Origin of the sequence: Tardiphaga sp. 813_E8_N1_3, assembly GCF_051811025.1 — a bacterium.
GTDB lineage: Bacteria > Pseudomonadota > Alphaproteobacteria > Rhizobiales > Xanthobacteraceae > Tardiphaga.
The window spans coordinates 5616616-5631360 of sequence record NZ_JBPWQE010000001.1; the positions used below are offsets into that span (position 1 = coordinate 5616616).

The window sequence follows — 14745 nt, forward strand, 5'->3', positions numbered from 1 at the left end:
ATAGTCTCCGCCAGGGCTGCGGCCTAGACGGCCTACTTCGGTGCGGCGGCGTCCAGCGCGAGATTCAAGGCGAGAACGTTAACGCGCGGTTCGCCGAGCAGGCCGCCGAGGCGGCCCTCGACCTTTTCGGTCACCAGCTGGCGGACGCGATCCTCAGGCAGCTTGCGCGCCTTGGCGATGCGGGGCACCTGAAACAGCGCGCCCTCCGGCGAGATGTTGGGGTCGAGACCGCTGCCCGAGGTGGTGACGAGATCGATCGGGACCGGCATCGATGGGTTCTCCGCCCTCAGCTTCTCGACGTCGTCCTTGACGCGGTCGATCAGCGCCTTGCTGGTCGGACCGAGATTGGAGCCCATTGAGTTCACCGCGTTATAGGGCTGCGGCACGGTCTTGGTGGAATCCTGCGGGTCCGGGCCCAGGGTCGCAGACGGACGGCCGTGGAAGTATTCGTCGCCCTTGAACTCCTGACCGATCAGCGCGGAGCCTATCACCTTGCCGTCACGCTCGATGAGGCTGCCTTGCGCCTGTTCCGGCATGATCACCCCGGCAATGCCCGTCATCGCGAGTGGATAGCCGAGGCCGGTGATGGCAGTGAGGCCGAGCAGCAAAACGATGGCCGGGCGAATTTCTCTCAACATAGCGTAACTCCTTAAACCAGGTGCAAGGCGGTGACGACGAGGTCGATCGCCTTGATACCGATGAACGGAACGATGATGCCGCCGAGGCCGTAGATCAGCAGGTTGCGGCCGAGCAATGCGCCGGCGCCGATCGGGCGATAGGCAACGCCTTTCAGGGCCAGCGGAATCAGCGCGATGATAATGATCGCATTGAAGATGATGGCCGACAGGATGGCGCTCTGCGGGCTCGCCAGCTTCATGACATTGAGCGCCTCAAGCTGCGGATAGAAGGCGAGGAAGATCGCCGGGATGATGGCGAAGTACTTCGCCACGTCATTGGCGATCGAGAACGTGGTCAGCGCACCGCGCGTCATCAGCAACTGCTTGCCGATTTCAACGACCTCGATCAACTTGGTCGGGTTGGAGTCGAGATCGACCATGTTGCCAGCCTCGCGTGCCGCCTGCGTGCCGGTATTCATGGCGACACCCACATCGGCCTGCGCCAATGCCGGCGCGTCATTGGTGCCGTCGCCGCACATGGCCACCAGCTTGCCCTTGGCCTGCTCGTCCCGGATGAGCTGCAGCTTATCCTCGGGTGTGGCCTGCGCGAGGAAATCATCGACGCCGGCTTCAGCCGCGATGGCCGCAGCGGTCATCGGATTATCACCGGTGATCATGATGGTCCGGATGCCCATGCGACGCAGTTCGGCGAAGCGCTCGCGGATGCCGCCCTTTACGATGTCCTTCAAATGGATGACGCCGAGTAGCTTGCCATCGCGCGCCACGGCCAACGGCGTGCCGCCGGCCTTGGCGATTTCGTCTGAAATCGCCTGGATCTCGCGTGCCGTGTCCGACATCGGCTGGATCGCGCGGGCAACGTTTCCGGATGCGACGGCAAACGAGGCGCCGCCATTGACGTAAGCCAGCATCGAATCCACCGCGCCCTTGCGCACCGACGAGCCACCGGCATCGACACCGCTCATGCGGGTCTGCGCGGTGAACGGCACGAAGGTCGCTGACAGTTCGGCCATGTCGCGGCCGCGGATACCGTATTTCTCCTTGGCAAGCACGACGATGGAGCGGCCTTCCGGCGTTTCATCTGCGAGCGACGCGAGCTGCGCCGCATCGGCCAGTTCCTGCTCGGTGACACCGCGCACCGGACGAAATGCCGTCGCCTGACGGTTACCGAGGGTGATCGTGCCGGTCTTGTCGAGCAACAGCGTATCGACGTCGCCGGCGGCTTCGACCGCGCGGCCGGACATCGCCAGCACATTGAAACGCACGAGGCGATCCATGCCGGCAATACCGATGGCCGACAGCAGCGCGCCGATGGTGGTCGGGATCAACGTGACGAACAGCGCCACCAGTACCACCACCGAGATCGAGCCGCCGGCATAGGCCGCATAGCTCGGGATCGTCACCGTCGCGAACACAAAGATGATGGTGAGGCCGACCAGCAGAATGTTCAGCGCGATCTCGTTCGGCGTCTTCTGCCGCTCGGCGCCTTCGACCAGCTTGATCATGCGATCGATAAAGGTCGAGCCTTGCGCCGCGGTGATGCGGACGCGAATCCAGTCGGACAGCACCTGCGTGCCGCCGGTGACCGCCGAGCGATCGCCGCCGGATTCACGAATGACAGGTGCGGACTCGCCGGTGATCGCCGCCTCATTAACTGAAGCCACGCCTTCGATCACTTCACCGTCGGACGGGATGTTGTCGCCGGCTTCCACCAGAACGACATCGCCGACCTTCAGGCTGGTGCCGGAGACCATGCGGTAGCTCTTGTCGCCGCTGTCGCTGCCGGTGAGCAGCTTGGCCTGGCTTTCGGTGCGGGTCTTCTTCAGCGATTCCGCCTGCGCCTTGCCGCGGCCTTCGGCGACGGCTTCGGCAAAGTTGGCGAACAGCACCGTGAACCAGAGCCAGAGGATGATCTGGAACGCAAATCCCAGATCGCTTCCGCCGGTGATGACGTTCTTGATGAAGATCACCGTGGTAAGTGCGGCGACGACCTCGACCACGAACATCACAGGGTTCTTGATCATCAGTCGCGGATCGAGTTTGGTAAAAGCCGAGCCGATGGCTGGGATGACAATTTTCGAATCGAGCATGGCCGAGACCGGCACCCGCTTCTGCAGTTTCAACGTTTCCATGGACATAACTCCAAATCCGATCAGAACAGGGTATTGGCGGTCATCGCGAGGTGCTCGACGATCGGCCCGAGCGCGAGTGCCGGGAAGAAGGTGAGACCGCCGATGATCAGAATCACGCCGATGACGAGGCCGACGAACAATCCGCCGGTGGTCGGCAAGGTGCCAGCCGAAGCCGGGATCGACTTCTTCGCGGCCAATGATCCGGCCAGCGCCATGGCTGGTACGATCATGAAGAAGCGGCCGACGAACATCGAACTCGCCAGTGTGAGGTTGTAAAAGAAGGTGTTGCCGGTGAGCCCGCCGAAGGCCGAGCCGTTATTGCCGGTGGCCGAGGTGAAGGCGTAGAGCACTTCGGTAAAGCCATGCGGCCCGGCATTGGCCATGGAGGCCACGGCCGAGGGCAGCACCACCGCCACCGCGGTCCAGCCGAGATACATCAGCGGCAGGACGAGAATGGCAAGCATCGCCATCTTTACTTCGCGCGCCTCGATCTTCTTGCCGACATATTCCGGTGTGCGGCCGACCATCAGACCGGCGACGAAGATCGCCAGCACGACGAACAGCAGCATGCCATAGAGACCGGCACCGACGCCGCCAACGATGATCTCACCGAGCTGCATATTGATCAGCGGGATCATGCCGCCAATCGCCGTAAACGAGTCATGCATCGCATTGACCGCACCGCAGGATGCTGCCGTGGTGATGACCGCGAACAGGCTGGAGGCAACGATGCCGAAGCGCAGCTCCTTGCCTTCCATATTGCCGCCGGTGAGACCGAGTGCATTCAGGCCTGTTGTGCCCGAGGCTTCAGCGCCATAGGTGATGGCAACGCCGACAATGAACAGCACGCCCATCACGGCCAGAATCGCCCAGCCTTGCCTGGGGTTGCCGACCATGCGGCCGAACACATTGGTCATCGCCGCACCCAGCGCGAAGATCGAGATCATCTGGATGAAGTTCGACAGCGCGGTCGGGTTCTCAAACGGATGTGCCGCATTGGCGTTGAAGAAGCCGCCGCCATTGGTGCCGAGCATCTTGATGGCAACCTGCGACGCAACGGGGCCAACCGCGATGGTCTGCTTCGCACCTTCAAGCGTCGTCGCATCGACATAGGCGCCGAGCGTCTGCGGAATGCCCTGCCAAACCAGGAACAGCGTGTAGACGATGCAGATCGGCAGCAGCACATAGAGCGTGCAACGGGTAATATCGACCCAGAAATTTCCGATGGTGCGCATCGACGAGCGTGCGAAGCCGCGGATCAGCGCAACCGCCAAGGCAATGCCAGCGGCCGCCGACAGGAAGTTGTGCACCGTCAGACCCAGCATCTGGGTCAAATATGACATGGTGCTTTCGCCGCCGTAGTTCTGCCAGTTGGTGTTGGTGATGAAGGAGATCGCGGTGTTGAAGGAGAGATCTTCGGCGACCGCGGATTGCCCCGCAGGATTGAACGGCAGCACGGCCTGCAGCCGCATGAGCGCGTAGAGACTGAGGAAGCCGACCACATGAAAGAGCAGCATGGCGACCGTATAGGTCAGCCAGTGCTGCTCGCGTTTCTCGTTGACACCACCGATCCAGTACAGACCGGCCTCGACCGGCCGCAGGATGGGAGAGAGGAAAGTACGCTCTCCATTGAAAACGGATGTCATGTAGCCGCCGAGCGGCTTCACCAGCGCGAGAACCACCGCGCAGTACAAAGCGATTTGAATCCAGCCAATTGTTGTCATGTCAGTGGACCTTTTGGAGTGCGCGCTCAGAACCGCTCGGGCCGCAGCAGCGCGTAAGTGAGGTAGATCAGCAATGCCGCGGACACGAAGCCGGCGAGGGTGTAATCGAAAATCATGATGCGCTCCTCACAGCCGTTCGCAGGCATAGGCATAGCCCAGCGTGAGGATGAAGAAGCCCAGACCGAGGGCCAGCATGACGACGTCCAGCATGGGAAGCTCCTGATGTGATGACTGCAGCGGCGCGGAGCAAATGGCTCTCGCGCCCGATGCACGATCAGGTGCCATTCAGGACGTAGGTTTTCGAGATGAAGCCAGCGGCGAACTTATAGGAATCTCATAAAGACGCGCAGAGCCCGTAAGCGCATGCGGGACCCATTCTCGCGCTTATGTCGCCTTTATATTTTTGTGGCCGGGACCGCCTCGCATTCAAATGACGAACTGCGGATATTGGAGGCTGCGGCCTTCTCAAGACCGCGCTGTTCATGGAGACCCGCTATGTCGTTCATCTCGATTCAGCGAACGCCCCTTTCCGAAGCGCCATCCGAAACGGCTCCGCTTGACGCTACGAGTTTCGCCGCGATCTGCCTCACCACCTGCAAGCGCCTGCCGGCCATGCGCCACACGGCGGAGGCCCAGCGCCTCGATCGCCTGGTTACTGCCGGCGCCTGGACCGATGCCGCGCTTGCCTTGATCGTCATCGAACTGCCGCGGTGGCAACTGCGTCGGCTCGCTTATGACGAAGGTGAATGGCATTGCGCTCTCTCGAATCAGCGTGACCTTCCAGACTGGCTGGACAGCGCCGTCGAGACGCATCACCCAGACATGGCGACGGCGATTCTGGATGCATTTCGCGCTGTTGTTAGCCGCGGAGGCACGCCGCATCTGTCGCAAGCACCCGTGCGCGCAATCCAACCCACCGATTGCGAGCCGATGCTGTGTGAGAATTACTGTTGAGCGAAGAAGGTCGGTGCGAAATGCTGTAGCTCGACCATCTCGAACAGCCTTCCAAGAGTGAGGCTTTCGGCTATGCTCGGCACGAATTCGTGCCATCACAAGCCGGAGCAAAACGTGACATCAGACAAACCGGCTTTCGTCGCGGTCGATTGGGGGACCAGTAGCTTTCGAGGCTGGTTGATGGCGCCCGACGGCAGCGTGCTTGCGGAGACGCGCGGGCCTGAAGGCATGCTGCATTGCGCGACTGCCGGCTTCGCTGCGGTGCTCGCTGATCACCTTGCAAAGCTTGGCGGAGCGCAGGACCTGCCCGTGTTGATCTGCGGCATGGCCGGCGCAAAGCAAGGCTGGATCGAAGCACCCTATCTCCACACACCGACACGACTCGACGATCTGCACAACGGTGCGCAGCGTGTCGACACGCAAGGCGACGTGTGTATCCTGCCCGGCATCGCCCAAGCCGACGCCGCAGCGCCCGACGTCATGCGCGGCGAAGAGACGCAACTCCTCGGCGTGACCGAGCCTGGCTTCACCGGCCTGGTCTGCATTCCCGGCACCCACAGCAAATGGATCCGGATTGAGTCCGGCAGCGTGGTGTCGTTCACGACCTATATGACCGGCGAACTCTTTTCCGTCATCAGTCAGCACAGTATCCTGAAACACGCCGTCGATCATGATGCGCCTTCGCCCGCCGCGAATGACGCGTTCCGCGATGGCCTGCAACGCGCGCTCGATGCGCCCGCTGGCTTGACCGCCTCGCTATTCAGCTTGCGCGCAGCGCAATTGCTTGGCTTCCAGCAACAGCCCGACGGCGCGGCACGCCTGTCGGGCCTCCTGATCGGCACGGAAATCGCCGATGCCGGATCGCGCTATGGCACGCGCCATCCGGTGCGCCTGATCGGCGCCGGCGGGCTCAAGGATCTCTACGCGTCGGCGCTTGCAGCTGCCGGCTTCGAGGTCACCATCGTCGATGCCGAACGCGCATCGCAACACGGCCTGACCAAGGCCGCAATCCAGCTGTGGGGAGCTAAATTCATATGAACCAGCCAATCCGTTGGCCCATCGTGAAGCGTCCGCTCGTCGCCATCCTGCGCGGCGTGCAGCCCGATGAGGTGGAGGGCATCGTCGAGACGTTGATCGACACCGGCTTCGAGATGATTGAGGTACCGCTGAACTCGCCCGATCCGTTCGATTCCATCGCACGGATTTGCAAACGATTTGGCACCGACATCCTGATCGGCGCCGGCACCGTTCTCACCGCAGACGACTGCGCCCGCGTTGCCGATGTCGGCGGGCGTTTGATGGTGAGCCCGAATGTCGATGTCGATGTGCTGGCAATGGCGGCGAGCCGCGGCATGGTCACGATGCCCGGCGTATTCTCGCCGACCGAAGCTTTCCTCGCCCTACGTGCAGGAGCTTCCGCCCTGAAATTCTTTCCGGCATCGATCCTCGGCCCGTCCGGCATCGCCGCCATTCGCGCGGTTTTGCCCAAAGATGCAGTGATCGGAGCTGTTGGTGGTGTTTCCGACCGGAATTTTGCGGACTATGTCGCCGCCGGCATACAGGCCTTCGGCCTTGGCAGCAGCCTGTATCGGCCTGGAATGAGCGCTATCGAGGTGAGGGCGACCGCACAGGCATCTGTCGCGGCCTATGATCAGGCGATGGCCCGCTAGAGGCGGAGTGCAATGTCTGTTCGCGGGTGGCGCGTCCGTACTTGTCGAACGCGCGGCCGGCACATTTAAATTGACTGAATTTCTCTGAATATCAGAGACTTAGGAGCACCGTGGTGCCCAGGAAAGGACTCGAACCTTCACGGCCGTTAAGCCACTGGCACCTGAAGCCAGCGCGTCTACCAATTCCGCCACCTGGGCACGTGCGAGGCACGTGGCGCGGTTAGTAGGGGGCCGTTACGCGCTTGTCAAATTGCTTCGTTCAATTCCAAATCCGCTGTACAGGCTCCGCGCGTTGGCGTATCGCGAATTGGTCTAAATTCCCTCGTTTTGCCCTTGCATGACTGACTCAAGGAACTGATCCATGGCTGCCCCCATCGACACCCTCGTTACGGTTTTCGGCGGATCCGGCTTCGTGGGACGCCATGTGGTCCGCGCGCTGGCCAAGCGCGAATACCGGATCAGGGTCGCCGTGCGCCGTCCGGAGCTGGCCGGCCATCTGCAGCCGCTCGGCCGTGTCGGGCAGATCAACATTGTTCAAGCCAATCTGCGCCACCCGGCCTCGATCAAGGCCGCGATGCGCGACGCCAGCATCGTCGTCAATCTGGTCGGTATCCTGACCGAAAGCGGCGCGCAGACCTTCGATGCCGTGCAGGCGCGGGGCGCCGGCGCGGTGGCGCAGGCCGCCGCCGAGATCGGCGCGCGGGTGGTGCAGTTTTCGGCCATCGGTGCTGATGCCGATTCCGAATCGGCCTATGCCCGTGCCAAGGCGGCCGGCGAGCAGGCCGTGCTGGCGGCTGTGCCTTCCGCAACGATCCTGCGCCCGTCGATCGTGTTCGGCCCCGAGGATCAGTTCACCAATCGATTTGCCAGTCTCGCCCGGATGGCCCCGGTGATGCCGGTGTTCGGCGCCACGACCAAGATGCAGCCGGTCTATGTGGGCGATGTCGCCCAGGCAGCGGCCGATGCCGTCGACGGCAAGACCAAGCCCGGCGCCACCTATGAGCTCGGCGGCCCGGAAGTGCTGACGATGAATGAAATCGTCGATATCATTCTCAAGACCATCGAGCGCAAGCGCGTGACGCTGCCGGTGCCGACGGCCATCGCCAAGCTTCAGTCGTATTTCCTGCAATTCGCTCCGGGCGACTTCAAGCTGACGCCAGATCAGGTCGCCATGCTGCGCGTCGACAATGTGGTGTCGGAAGCCGCCAAGGCGGCCGGCCTGACGCTGGATGGCTTGGGTATTGCTGCTGATTCGCTGGAAGCGATTGCGCCACAATATCTCTGGCGCTTCCGCGCCACCGGTCAGTTCGCACATAACGGCATAAACTGACGATGTCATCCCCGCTTGGCACGCCGAAAGCGTGCGTGGAGCGGGGATGACCTGGAATTTTAGTAGCCCAGCGCCAGCGCGATCAGGCCGAGCGTACCGACGATCACACGCCACCATGCGAACAACGCGAAGCCGTGGCGGGTCACGTAGCCGAGAAAGCTCTTCACCACGATGATCGCGGTGATGAACGATACCACGAAACCGATAGCGATGATCACGCCGTGATCGACCGAGAGATCGGCCCGGCTCTTGTAGAGATCGTAGACGAAAGCACCGACCATGGTCGGGATCGCCAGGAAGAACGAGAACTCCGCCGCTGCGCGCTTCTCAGCGCCGAGCAGCATGGCACCGACGATGGTCGCGCCGGAGCGCGACACGCCGGGAATCATCGCCACGCACTGCGCCAAACCGATTTTCAGATACATCGGCAATGGAAACGTCGTGGCATCGTGATGCACGGGCTCAAGATCGAGCTGATCGACCCAGAGCAGGATCGCACCGCCAACAATCAGTGAGAAACACACGACCCACGGATTGAACAAATAGCTTTTGACATAGCCGCCGGCAGCGGCGCCGATGATCGCGGCAGGCAGGAACGCGATCAGCACGCCGATCACGAACCGGCGCGCCGCAGCGTCACCTTTGAACAGGTTCAGCGCGATATGCCACAACTTGCCGAAGTAAAGTGCAAGGATCGCCAGAATGGCGCCGAGCTGGATCAGCACGGCGAAGCTCTTCCAGAAATTGTCTTCGCCCAGATCGAAGAAGCGTTCCGCGAGAAGCAGATGCCCCGTTGAGGAAACCGGCAGGAACTCGGTGACACCCTCGACAATGCCGAGAATCACCGCCCTTATCGCATCAGACATCATCTGCTTATCTGTCCTTCGTCAGTGTGGGCCTGAAAAAGCCGGGTTCTTCTCGCCTATTCCCTTCATTGCTGCAATCGCAAATACCATCACATTCGCGGGTTGCCTCAGAGCCAAGCTCCGGTAGTTTGGCGCGCGCCGCGTGACACTTTTACCACCGACGCAACCGAGACGCTTTCTTAACGACCGCATAACTATCAAGGCCGGCATGTACACGCTTTACCATCACTCGTTCTGTCCGCATTCCCGCTTCATTCGTCTCGTACTCGGCGAATACGGACTCGATCTCACACTGGTGGACGAGCGACCGTGGGATCGGCGTGAGGCATTTCTGGCGCTCAATCCTGCGGGAACTACGCCTGTGCTGCTCACCGATGGTTTCCCGCCCATTCCTGGCGCCGGGATCATCGCCGAATATATCGACGAGACCCATGGACCGGAGATGGGCGATCGCCGCCTGCTGCCTGTCGCGATGGCGGAACGCATCGAAGTGCGCCGGCTGATGGCGTGGTTCAACGAGAAATTCTTCGAGGAGGCCTCCGGTCCACTGGTCACCGAGCGCATCTATAAGCGCTTCATGAGCGAAGAGGTCGGCGGCGGCGCGCCTGCGATGGATGTGATTCGCGCAGCCACCGCAAATGTGCGCTATCATCTGGCCTATATCGGCTGGCTGGCGCGGACACGCAATTTTCTGGCCGGTGACCGACTGACTTATGCGGATCTGGTCGCGGCAGCTCATCTGTCGGCGATCGACTATCTGGGCGATGTTCCATGGAGCGAGGACGACGCAGCAAAAGCGTGGTACGCGCGGGTGAAATCCCGTCCGTCGTTCCGACCGCTGCTGAGCGAATGGCTGGCGGGCGTGCCGGCATCGCGGACCTATGTGGATCTCGATTTCTGAGCCCATCCGCTGACGACGGCCGCTCCACGCTTCCCGCCGATCTCAAGGATAGGCTGACGCGCGAGGCAAAGGCGCTGGGCTTCGATTCAATCGGGATCACCGATCCCGATTCCATCGCCGGCGTACGCGAACGGCTGCAGGAATTTCTCAACGCCGGCGCCCATGGCGACATGGAGTGGCTTGCCGACAATCCGGACCGCCGCGCCGACCCCAAGGTGATGTGGCAGGACGTGCGCTCCGTCATCATGCTCGGCGTCAATTATGGACCCGACGAGAATCCGCTCGAGATCCTCAAGCAGCGCTCGCACGCCGCGATCTCGGTCTATGCCCGCGGCGACGACTATCATGACCTCATCAAGAAGCGCTTGAAGCTGCTTGCGCGCTGGCTGATCGCGCAGGCTGGCGGCGATGTCAAAGTGTTCGTCGATACAGCCGCCGTGATGGAGAAGCCACTTGCCGGCGCGGCGGGATTGGGCTGGCAGGGTAAGCATACCAATCTCGTTTCGCGCGAATTCGGCTCGTGGCTATTTCTCGGCGCGATCTTCACCACGCTCGAACTGCCGCGCGATAAGCCGGCCAATGATAGCTGCGGTTCGTGCCGGGCCTGTCTCGACAGCTGCCCGACCTCGGCCTTTCCGGCGCCTTACAAACTCGATGCGCGGCGCTGCATTTCCTATCTCACGATCGAGAACAAGGGCCCGATCCCGCACGAATTTCGTAAAGCCATGGGCAACCGCATCTATGGCTGCGACGATTGCCTCGCGGCATGTCCCTGGAACAAGTTTGCGCAGGAGGGCCGCGAGATCAAACTCGCCGCGCGCGATGAATTGCGTGCGCCATCGCTGGCCGAACTTGCAAGGCTCGATGATCCGTCTTTCCGCGCATTCTTCACGAAGTCGCCCGTAAAGCGCATCGGCCGCAACCGCTTCATCCGCAATGTGCTGATCGCTATCGGCAATTCGAACGACCTGTCGCTGATGAACGATGCGCAGCGACTGCTCGGCGATGAAAGCCCCGTGGTCCGCGGAGCTGCAGTGTGGGCGTTGTCGCAACTGATGCCTGCGGATGCGTTTGCTGCATTGGCTGCGCAGTTCACCGCAGCCGAACAGGACGAGAGCGTCGGCAGCGAGTGGCGACTGGCCCTCAGTTCGTCAGGTGTCGCGCCATCTCCGGTCGCGCTTTGAGCGCTTCACCCTGCTTGGCGACGATCTTGGCGATCCGCTCAGGCGCGAAATGCAAATCGACGAAGGCCGGCGCCGTATTGGCCACTTCATGATAGCTCACGATCTTGCCGTCACGCAGCGTCATGATCGCAACGCCTTCGAACATCGCGCGGCCGCCATTGGCTTCGGGGAGTTTCGAGCGATAGCTGAATGTGTAGCGCGCATAGAGCGTGGTGCCGTCGCTCACCGGCGCATGCATGTCCCAGCGAAAGTCTTGCGCGGTTCGATAGAACCAGTCATCGACCATGTCGGCGATTTTTGCACGGCCTTCGAACGCACCATAGAAGACGTCGTGATAGACGCCGTCCTCGGCGAACAGCGCAGCGAAGCTCTGGCCGTCACGCTGTTCGACGGCATCGCAAAATGCGCGCAGCATTGCCGTGGCATCCATCCTCACTCCTCCCGCTGATCGTTCTTTCAGGCGAGCCTATTCAACGGTGCGGGTGATGCAATCAAAACTCCGCCACAGCCGACAATAGTCGCGCAATGTCCTGCGGGCGCGACAGCCGATGGTCGCCGTCCTGAATCATGGTCAACACGACATCCTCGCTGGGCAGCCGTTCGGCCAGCCTGAAAGCGTGCTGCCAGGGCACGTCGGGGTCCTGCCTGCCTTGCAAAATCCGCACGGGGCAACCGACATCGATCGTGCTGCCGAGCAGCAGGTGATTGCGCCCCTCTTCGATCAACCGCCGCGTGATCGGATAGGGCTCACCATATTCCGACGGGCGCAGCCATTGGCCAGTGGTCTCGATCTCCGTGCGAATGTCCGGCGAGAAACCTTTCCACATCAGCTCTTCGGTGAAATCCGGCGCCGGCGCGATCAGCACCAAACCCTTCAGCGTCGCGCGTCCCACTTTGCCGCGTCGGGTCAGCGCGCGCGCCAACAGCAACGCCATCCAGCCGCCCATCGACGAGCCGATCACCACCTGCGGACCCTGGCAGGCCGCATCAAACGCCGCGAGGCCGTCCTCCAGCCATTGGCCGATGGTGCCATCGGCGAAATCGCCGCCGGATTCACCGTGGCCGGAATAATCGAAACGTACACAGGCCCGGCCATGGTCGGCGGCCCAGGCATCGAGCGCCACCGCCTTGCCGCCCTGCATGTCGGATTTGAAGCCGCTCATCCAGAACAGGCCTGGCGCAGCGCCATCGCGAACCCTCATGGCGATCTGGCGGTTGCTGCCGCCGGTACCGACAGTGATGAAAGTAGGGTCGGTCGATACCGTTGTGCTCATCAAACTATCCTTGTTCGACCTCAAAATGCTGCCTGCTGTTTGATTGAGCAGGTCGGAATCGTCAACGCCGATCCCTAAACGTCCTTATGCTCGGGAACGCCCACCCCGGTGCCGCGTTGCGCTCCTGTCAACCACGGCTTGCAGAAAGGCCCCGGGAACTCTATGTGAGCCAAGTCAGCGGAGTGCGACACCTGATGCCCTTTCGCGTGACGAAATTGCCTCGTATTTGAGTGATTAAACGCTGCGTTGCGTGAGTTTGCTTGCTCCAAACGCCTTATTCCTTCACACTGCGGCCTTCCTAAACAACATTGGAGAGTTACCCATTCGCCGTCCCAACAGAGCCCCGCCCGCCGCAACCAAAGACGGGCCGCGCACCAACGATGAAATTCGCAATCTGCAGATCCAGCTGATTGATCAGACCGGCCTCAACCACGGCACCGTGGAAACCATTGCTGCGATCAAGATGGCGATGGAAGCCGGTATGGATCTGGTCGAGATTTCGCCGAATGTGAGTCCCCCCGTCTGCAAGATCATGGACTACGGCAAGTTCAAGTATTCGGCGCAGAAAAAGGCCGCCGAGGCCCGCAAGAAGCAGAAGATCGTCGAAATCAAGGAGATCAAGCTCCGTCCGATGATCGATGATCATGACTACGACGTGAAAATGCGCGCGATGCAGCGCTTCTTCGAAGAAGGCGACAAGGTCAAAATCACCTTGCGCTATCGTGGCCGCGAAATGGCGCACCAGGAAATCGGTACCAAGCTGCTCGACAAGGTCAAAGCAGACGTCGCCGAATACGCCAAGGTGGAGCAGGACGCGCGCTTCGAAGGTCGTCAGGTGGTGATGGTGCTGGCACCGCGCTGATCACAGCGGCGACTGACCTTAACGAGGTTGGCAACCAGGAATTTCGGCCCGTCAGATTTCTGGCGGGCCTTTTTCTTTGGGAGAGTATTCGGAGATCGTCCGGAGCCGGACGGCTCAGCCCGAAATAAGGGCGAGTGCGCCGGCCAGCGCGAGAGCCGCGGCGAGGCCCGCGGCAGCGAACATCCAGCGGGTGGCCGTCTGAGCAGCAGCATCTTGCTGGATGGCAACCGCCCTTGCGGCGGTACGTACATTCCGGGCCATTGTCGTCGTCCCTCTGTTTCTCTGGTCCGGATCACATAGGCATCCGACCCCAGTCAGACCAGTCTGCAGCCATGCGCTAAACAGAAGGTTGAACCGCGTTAATCGTTGCCATCAGGGCGTTCCTCTGCCATAAGCCCAACCTTCGTCGCCCGGCTGATTAAGGGCTGCCGTGTCGACGACTGTGCTGACTTCTCGCAAGCGGCGATTAGTTGAGCATTTTCAACGCTCTAACGAGCATTTTAGCCAACGCTACGCCTTCCGGGGCGCTTTCTGCGTGGCAATAGGAGAGCCAAATGCCCAAGCTGAAGACCAAGTCGGGCGCTAAAAAGCGCTTTAAAGTCACCGGAACGGGTAAGGTTATGGCCGCCCATGCCGGTAAACGCCACGGTATGATCAAGCGGACGAAGAAGCAGATTCGTCAGCTCCGCGGCACCCGCGTGCTGTTCAAGACCGATGGCGACAACATCAAGCAGTACTTTCTGCCAAACGCCTGATCGCCCTTACGCCGCTTCATAGCGGCGGATATCACCCCTTTTGTTATTTCAGATGAAGGAGATCAGTCATGGCTCGCGTAAAACGCGGTGTGACGGCTCACGCCAAGCATAAGAAAGTCTACAAGGCCGCCAAGGGTTTCCGTGGTCGCCGCAAGAACACCATTCGCGCCGCCAAGGCCGCCGTCGACAAGGCCGGCCAATATGCGTTCCGCGATCGCAAGCGCAAGAAACGTACGTTCCGCGCGCTCTGGATCCAGCGCCTCAACGCTGCCGTCCGTCCGCTCGGCATGACCTACAGCGTGTTTATCAACGGTCTCGCCAAGTCCGGCGTGACTGTCGACCGCAAGGTGCTCTCGGATCTCGCGATCAACGAGCCGGCGGCGTTCAACGCGATTGCTGAGAAGGCCAAGGCTGCACTCGCAGCTTAAGTCTGCAAAGGCCGCGCTTGCGGCCTGCGC

18 protein-coding genes and 1 tRNA gene are annotated in these 14745 nt (G+C 61.4%); 9 read left to right on the top strand and 10 right to left on the bottom strand.

All coding sequences use genetic code 11. The features are described 5' to 3' along the window. Nucleotides 1-32: 32 nt before the first annotated feature. From AB8A33_RS26545 to AB8A33_RS26565, 5 genes are read right to left on the bottom strand one after another with little or no spacing between them, the layout of a single operon-like run. Complete coding sequence (locus tag AB8A33_RS26545; protein ID WP_439095512.1) at nt 33-638, bottom strand: K(+)-transporting ATPase subunit C; 606 nt, start codon at nt 636-638, stop codon at nt 33-35. 11 nt (nt 639-649) lie between these two features. Beyond that, nucleotides 650-2767, bottom strand: a complete 2118-nt coding sequence (gene kdpB / locus AB8A33_RS26550) for a potassium-transporting ATPase subunit KdpB (protein ID WP_439095513.1) — start codon at nt 2765-2767, stop codon at nt 650-652. A 20-nt stretch (nt 2768-2787) separates the two neighbouring features. Continuing rightward, nucleotides 2788-4491 carry a potassium-transporting ATPase subunit KdpA gene (kdpA, locus tag AB8A33_RS26555; RefSeq protein WP_439095514.1) on the bottom strand — a complete coding sequence of 568 codons (1704 nt, stop codon included), beginning with the start codon at nt 4489-4491 and terminating at the stop codon, nt 2788-2790. Nucleotides 4492-4517: 26 nt separating this feature from the next. Further along, nucleotides 4518-4607, bottom strand: a complete 90-nt coding sequence (locus tag AB8A33_RS26560; RefSeq protein ID WP_081421711.1) for a K(+)-transporting ATPase subunit F — start codon at nt 4605-4607, stop codon at nt 4518-4520. Nucleotides 4608-4617: 10 nt separating this feature from the next. Then, nucleotides 4618-4776: a hypothetical protein gene (locus tag AB8A33_RS26565; protein WP_439095515.1), complete on the bottom strand. Its 159-nt coding sequence runs from the start codon at nt 4774-4776 to the stop codon at nt 4618-4620. A 210-nt stretch (nt 4777-4986) separates the two neighbouring features. Between AB8A33_RS26565 and AB8A33_RS26570 the strand changes: the two genes are divergently transcribed. The 3 genes from AB8A33_RS26570 (at nt 4987) to AB8A33_RS26580 (ending at nt 7115) form a co-directional block, all read left to right on the top strand. Beyond that, nucleotides 4987-5445: a hypothetical protein gene (locus tag AB8A33_RS26570; RefSeq protein WP_439095516.1), complete on the top strand. Its 459-nt coding sequence runs from the start codon at nt 4987-4989 to the stop codon at nt 5443-5445. A gap of 114 nt (nt 5446-5559) precedes the next feature. Beyond that, nucleotides 5560-6483 carry a 2-dehydro-3-deoxygalactonokinase gene (locus tag AB8A33_RS26575; protein ID WP_439095517.1) on the top strand — a complete coding sequence of 308 codons (924 nt, stop codon included), beginning with the start codon at nt 5560-5562 and terminating at the stop codon, nt 6481-6483. Next, entirely contained in the window at nt 6480-7115 is a 636-nt protein-coding gene (locus tag AB8A33_RS26580; protein ID WP_439095518.1) for a 2-dehydro-3-deoxy-6-phosphogalactonate aldolase, read from the top strand. The genes AB8A33_RS26575 and AB8A33_RS26580 overlap by 4 nt, the downstream gene beginning before the upstream one ends. Before the next feature lie 111 nt (nt 7116-7226). Here the strand turns inward: AB8A33_RS26580 and AB8A33_RS26585 are convergent. Then, nucleotides 7227-7313 (bottom strand) — tRNA-Leu (locus AB8A33_RS26585). A 163-nt stretch (nt 7314-7476) separates the two neighbouring features. Here AB8A33_RS26585 and AB8A33_RS26590 point away from each other — a divergent pair. Continuing rightward, complete coding sequence (locus AB8A33_RS26590; RefSeq protein WP_439095519.1) at nt 7477-8445, top strand: complex I NDUFA9 subunit family protein; 969 nt, start codon at nt 7477-7479, stop codon at nt 8443-8445. A 59-nt stretch (nt 8446-8504) separates the two neighbouring features. Here AB8A33_RS26590 and AB8A33_RS26595 read toward each other — a convergent pair whose 3' ends face one another. Next, nucleotides 8505-9314 carry an undecaprenyl-diphosphate phosphatase gene (locus AB8A33_RS26595; protein ID WP_170849629.1) on the bottom strand — a complete coding sequence of 270 codons (810 nt, stop codon included), beginning with the start codon at nt 9312-9314 and terminating at the stop codon, nt 8505-8507. Between the two features lie 205 nt (nt 9315-9519). Between AB8A33_RS26595 and AB8A33_RS26600 the strand changes: the two genes are divergently transcribed. Both AB8A33_RS26600 and queG read left to right on the top strand, forming a co-directional pair. Further along, nucleotides 9520-10212 carry a glutathione S-transferase family protein gene (locus AB8A33_RS26600; RefSeq protein ID WP_068730287.1) on the top strand — a complete coding sequence of 231 codons (693 nt, stop codon included), beginning with the start codon at nt 9520-9522 and terminating at the stop codon, nt 10210-10212. Next, nucleotides 10161-11396, top strand: coding sequence for a tRNA epoxyqueuosine(34) reductase QueG (queG, locus tag AB8A33_RS26605; RefSeq protein WP_439095520.1), 1236 nt, complete (start codon nt 10161-10163; stop codon nt 11394-11396). Before AB8A33_RS26600 ends, queG begins: the two co-directional genes overlap by 52 nt. Here queG and AB8A33_RS26610 read toward each other — a convergent pair. Further along, nucleotides 11356-11826, bottom strand: a complete 471-nt coding sequence (locus AB8A33_RS26610) for a nuclear transport factor 2 family protein (protein ID WP_439095521.1) — start codon at nt 11824-11826, stop codon at nt 11356-11358. The two genes, queG and AB8A33_RS26610, sit on opposite strands and share 41 nt — an antisense overlap. 61 nt (nt 11827-11887) lie before the next feature. Next, nucleotides 11888-12670 carry an alpha/beta hydrolase gene (locus tag AB8A33_RS26615; RefSeq protein ID WP_439095522.1) on the bottom strand — a complete coding sequence of 261 codons (783 nt, stop codon included), beginning with the start codon at nt 12668-12670 and terminating at the stop codon, nt 11888-11890. Between the two features lie 322 nt (nt 12671-12992). On the opposite strand from AB8A33_RS26615, the gene infC reads away from it, so the two are divergent. After that, nucleotides 12993-13532, top strand: coding sequence for a translation initiation factor IF-3 (gene infC / locus AB8A33_RS26620; RefSeq protein WP_086936983.1), 540 nt, complete (start codon nt 12993-12995; stop codon nt 13530-13532). 114 nt (nt 13533-13646) lie between these two features. Here infC and AB8A33_RS26625 read toward each other — a convergent pair whose 3' ends face one another. Further along, nucleotides 13647-13793, bottom strand: coding sequence for a hypothetical protein (locus AB8A33_RS26625; protein ID WP_439095523.1), 147 nt, complete (start codon nt 13791-13793; stop codon nt 13647-13649). A 293-nt stretch (nt 13794-14086) separates the two neighbouring features. Between AB8A33_RS26625 and rpmI the strand changes: the two genes are divergently transcribed. Then, nucleotides 14087-14287, top strand: coding sequence for a 50S ribosomal protein L35 (gene rpmI / locus AB8A33_RS26630; RefSeq protein ID WP_068730283.1), 201 nt, complete (start codon nt 14087-14089; stop codon nt 14285-14287). A gap of 68 nt (nt 14288-14355) precedes the next feature. Beyond that, nucleotides 14356-14715, top strand: coding sequence for a 50S ribosomal protein L20 (gene rplT / locus AB8A33_RS26635; RefSeq protein WP_068730282.1), 360 nt, complete (start codon nt 14356-14358; stop codon nt 14713-14715). The last annotated feature ends 30 nt before the right edge of the window (nt 14716-14745 follow it).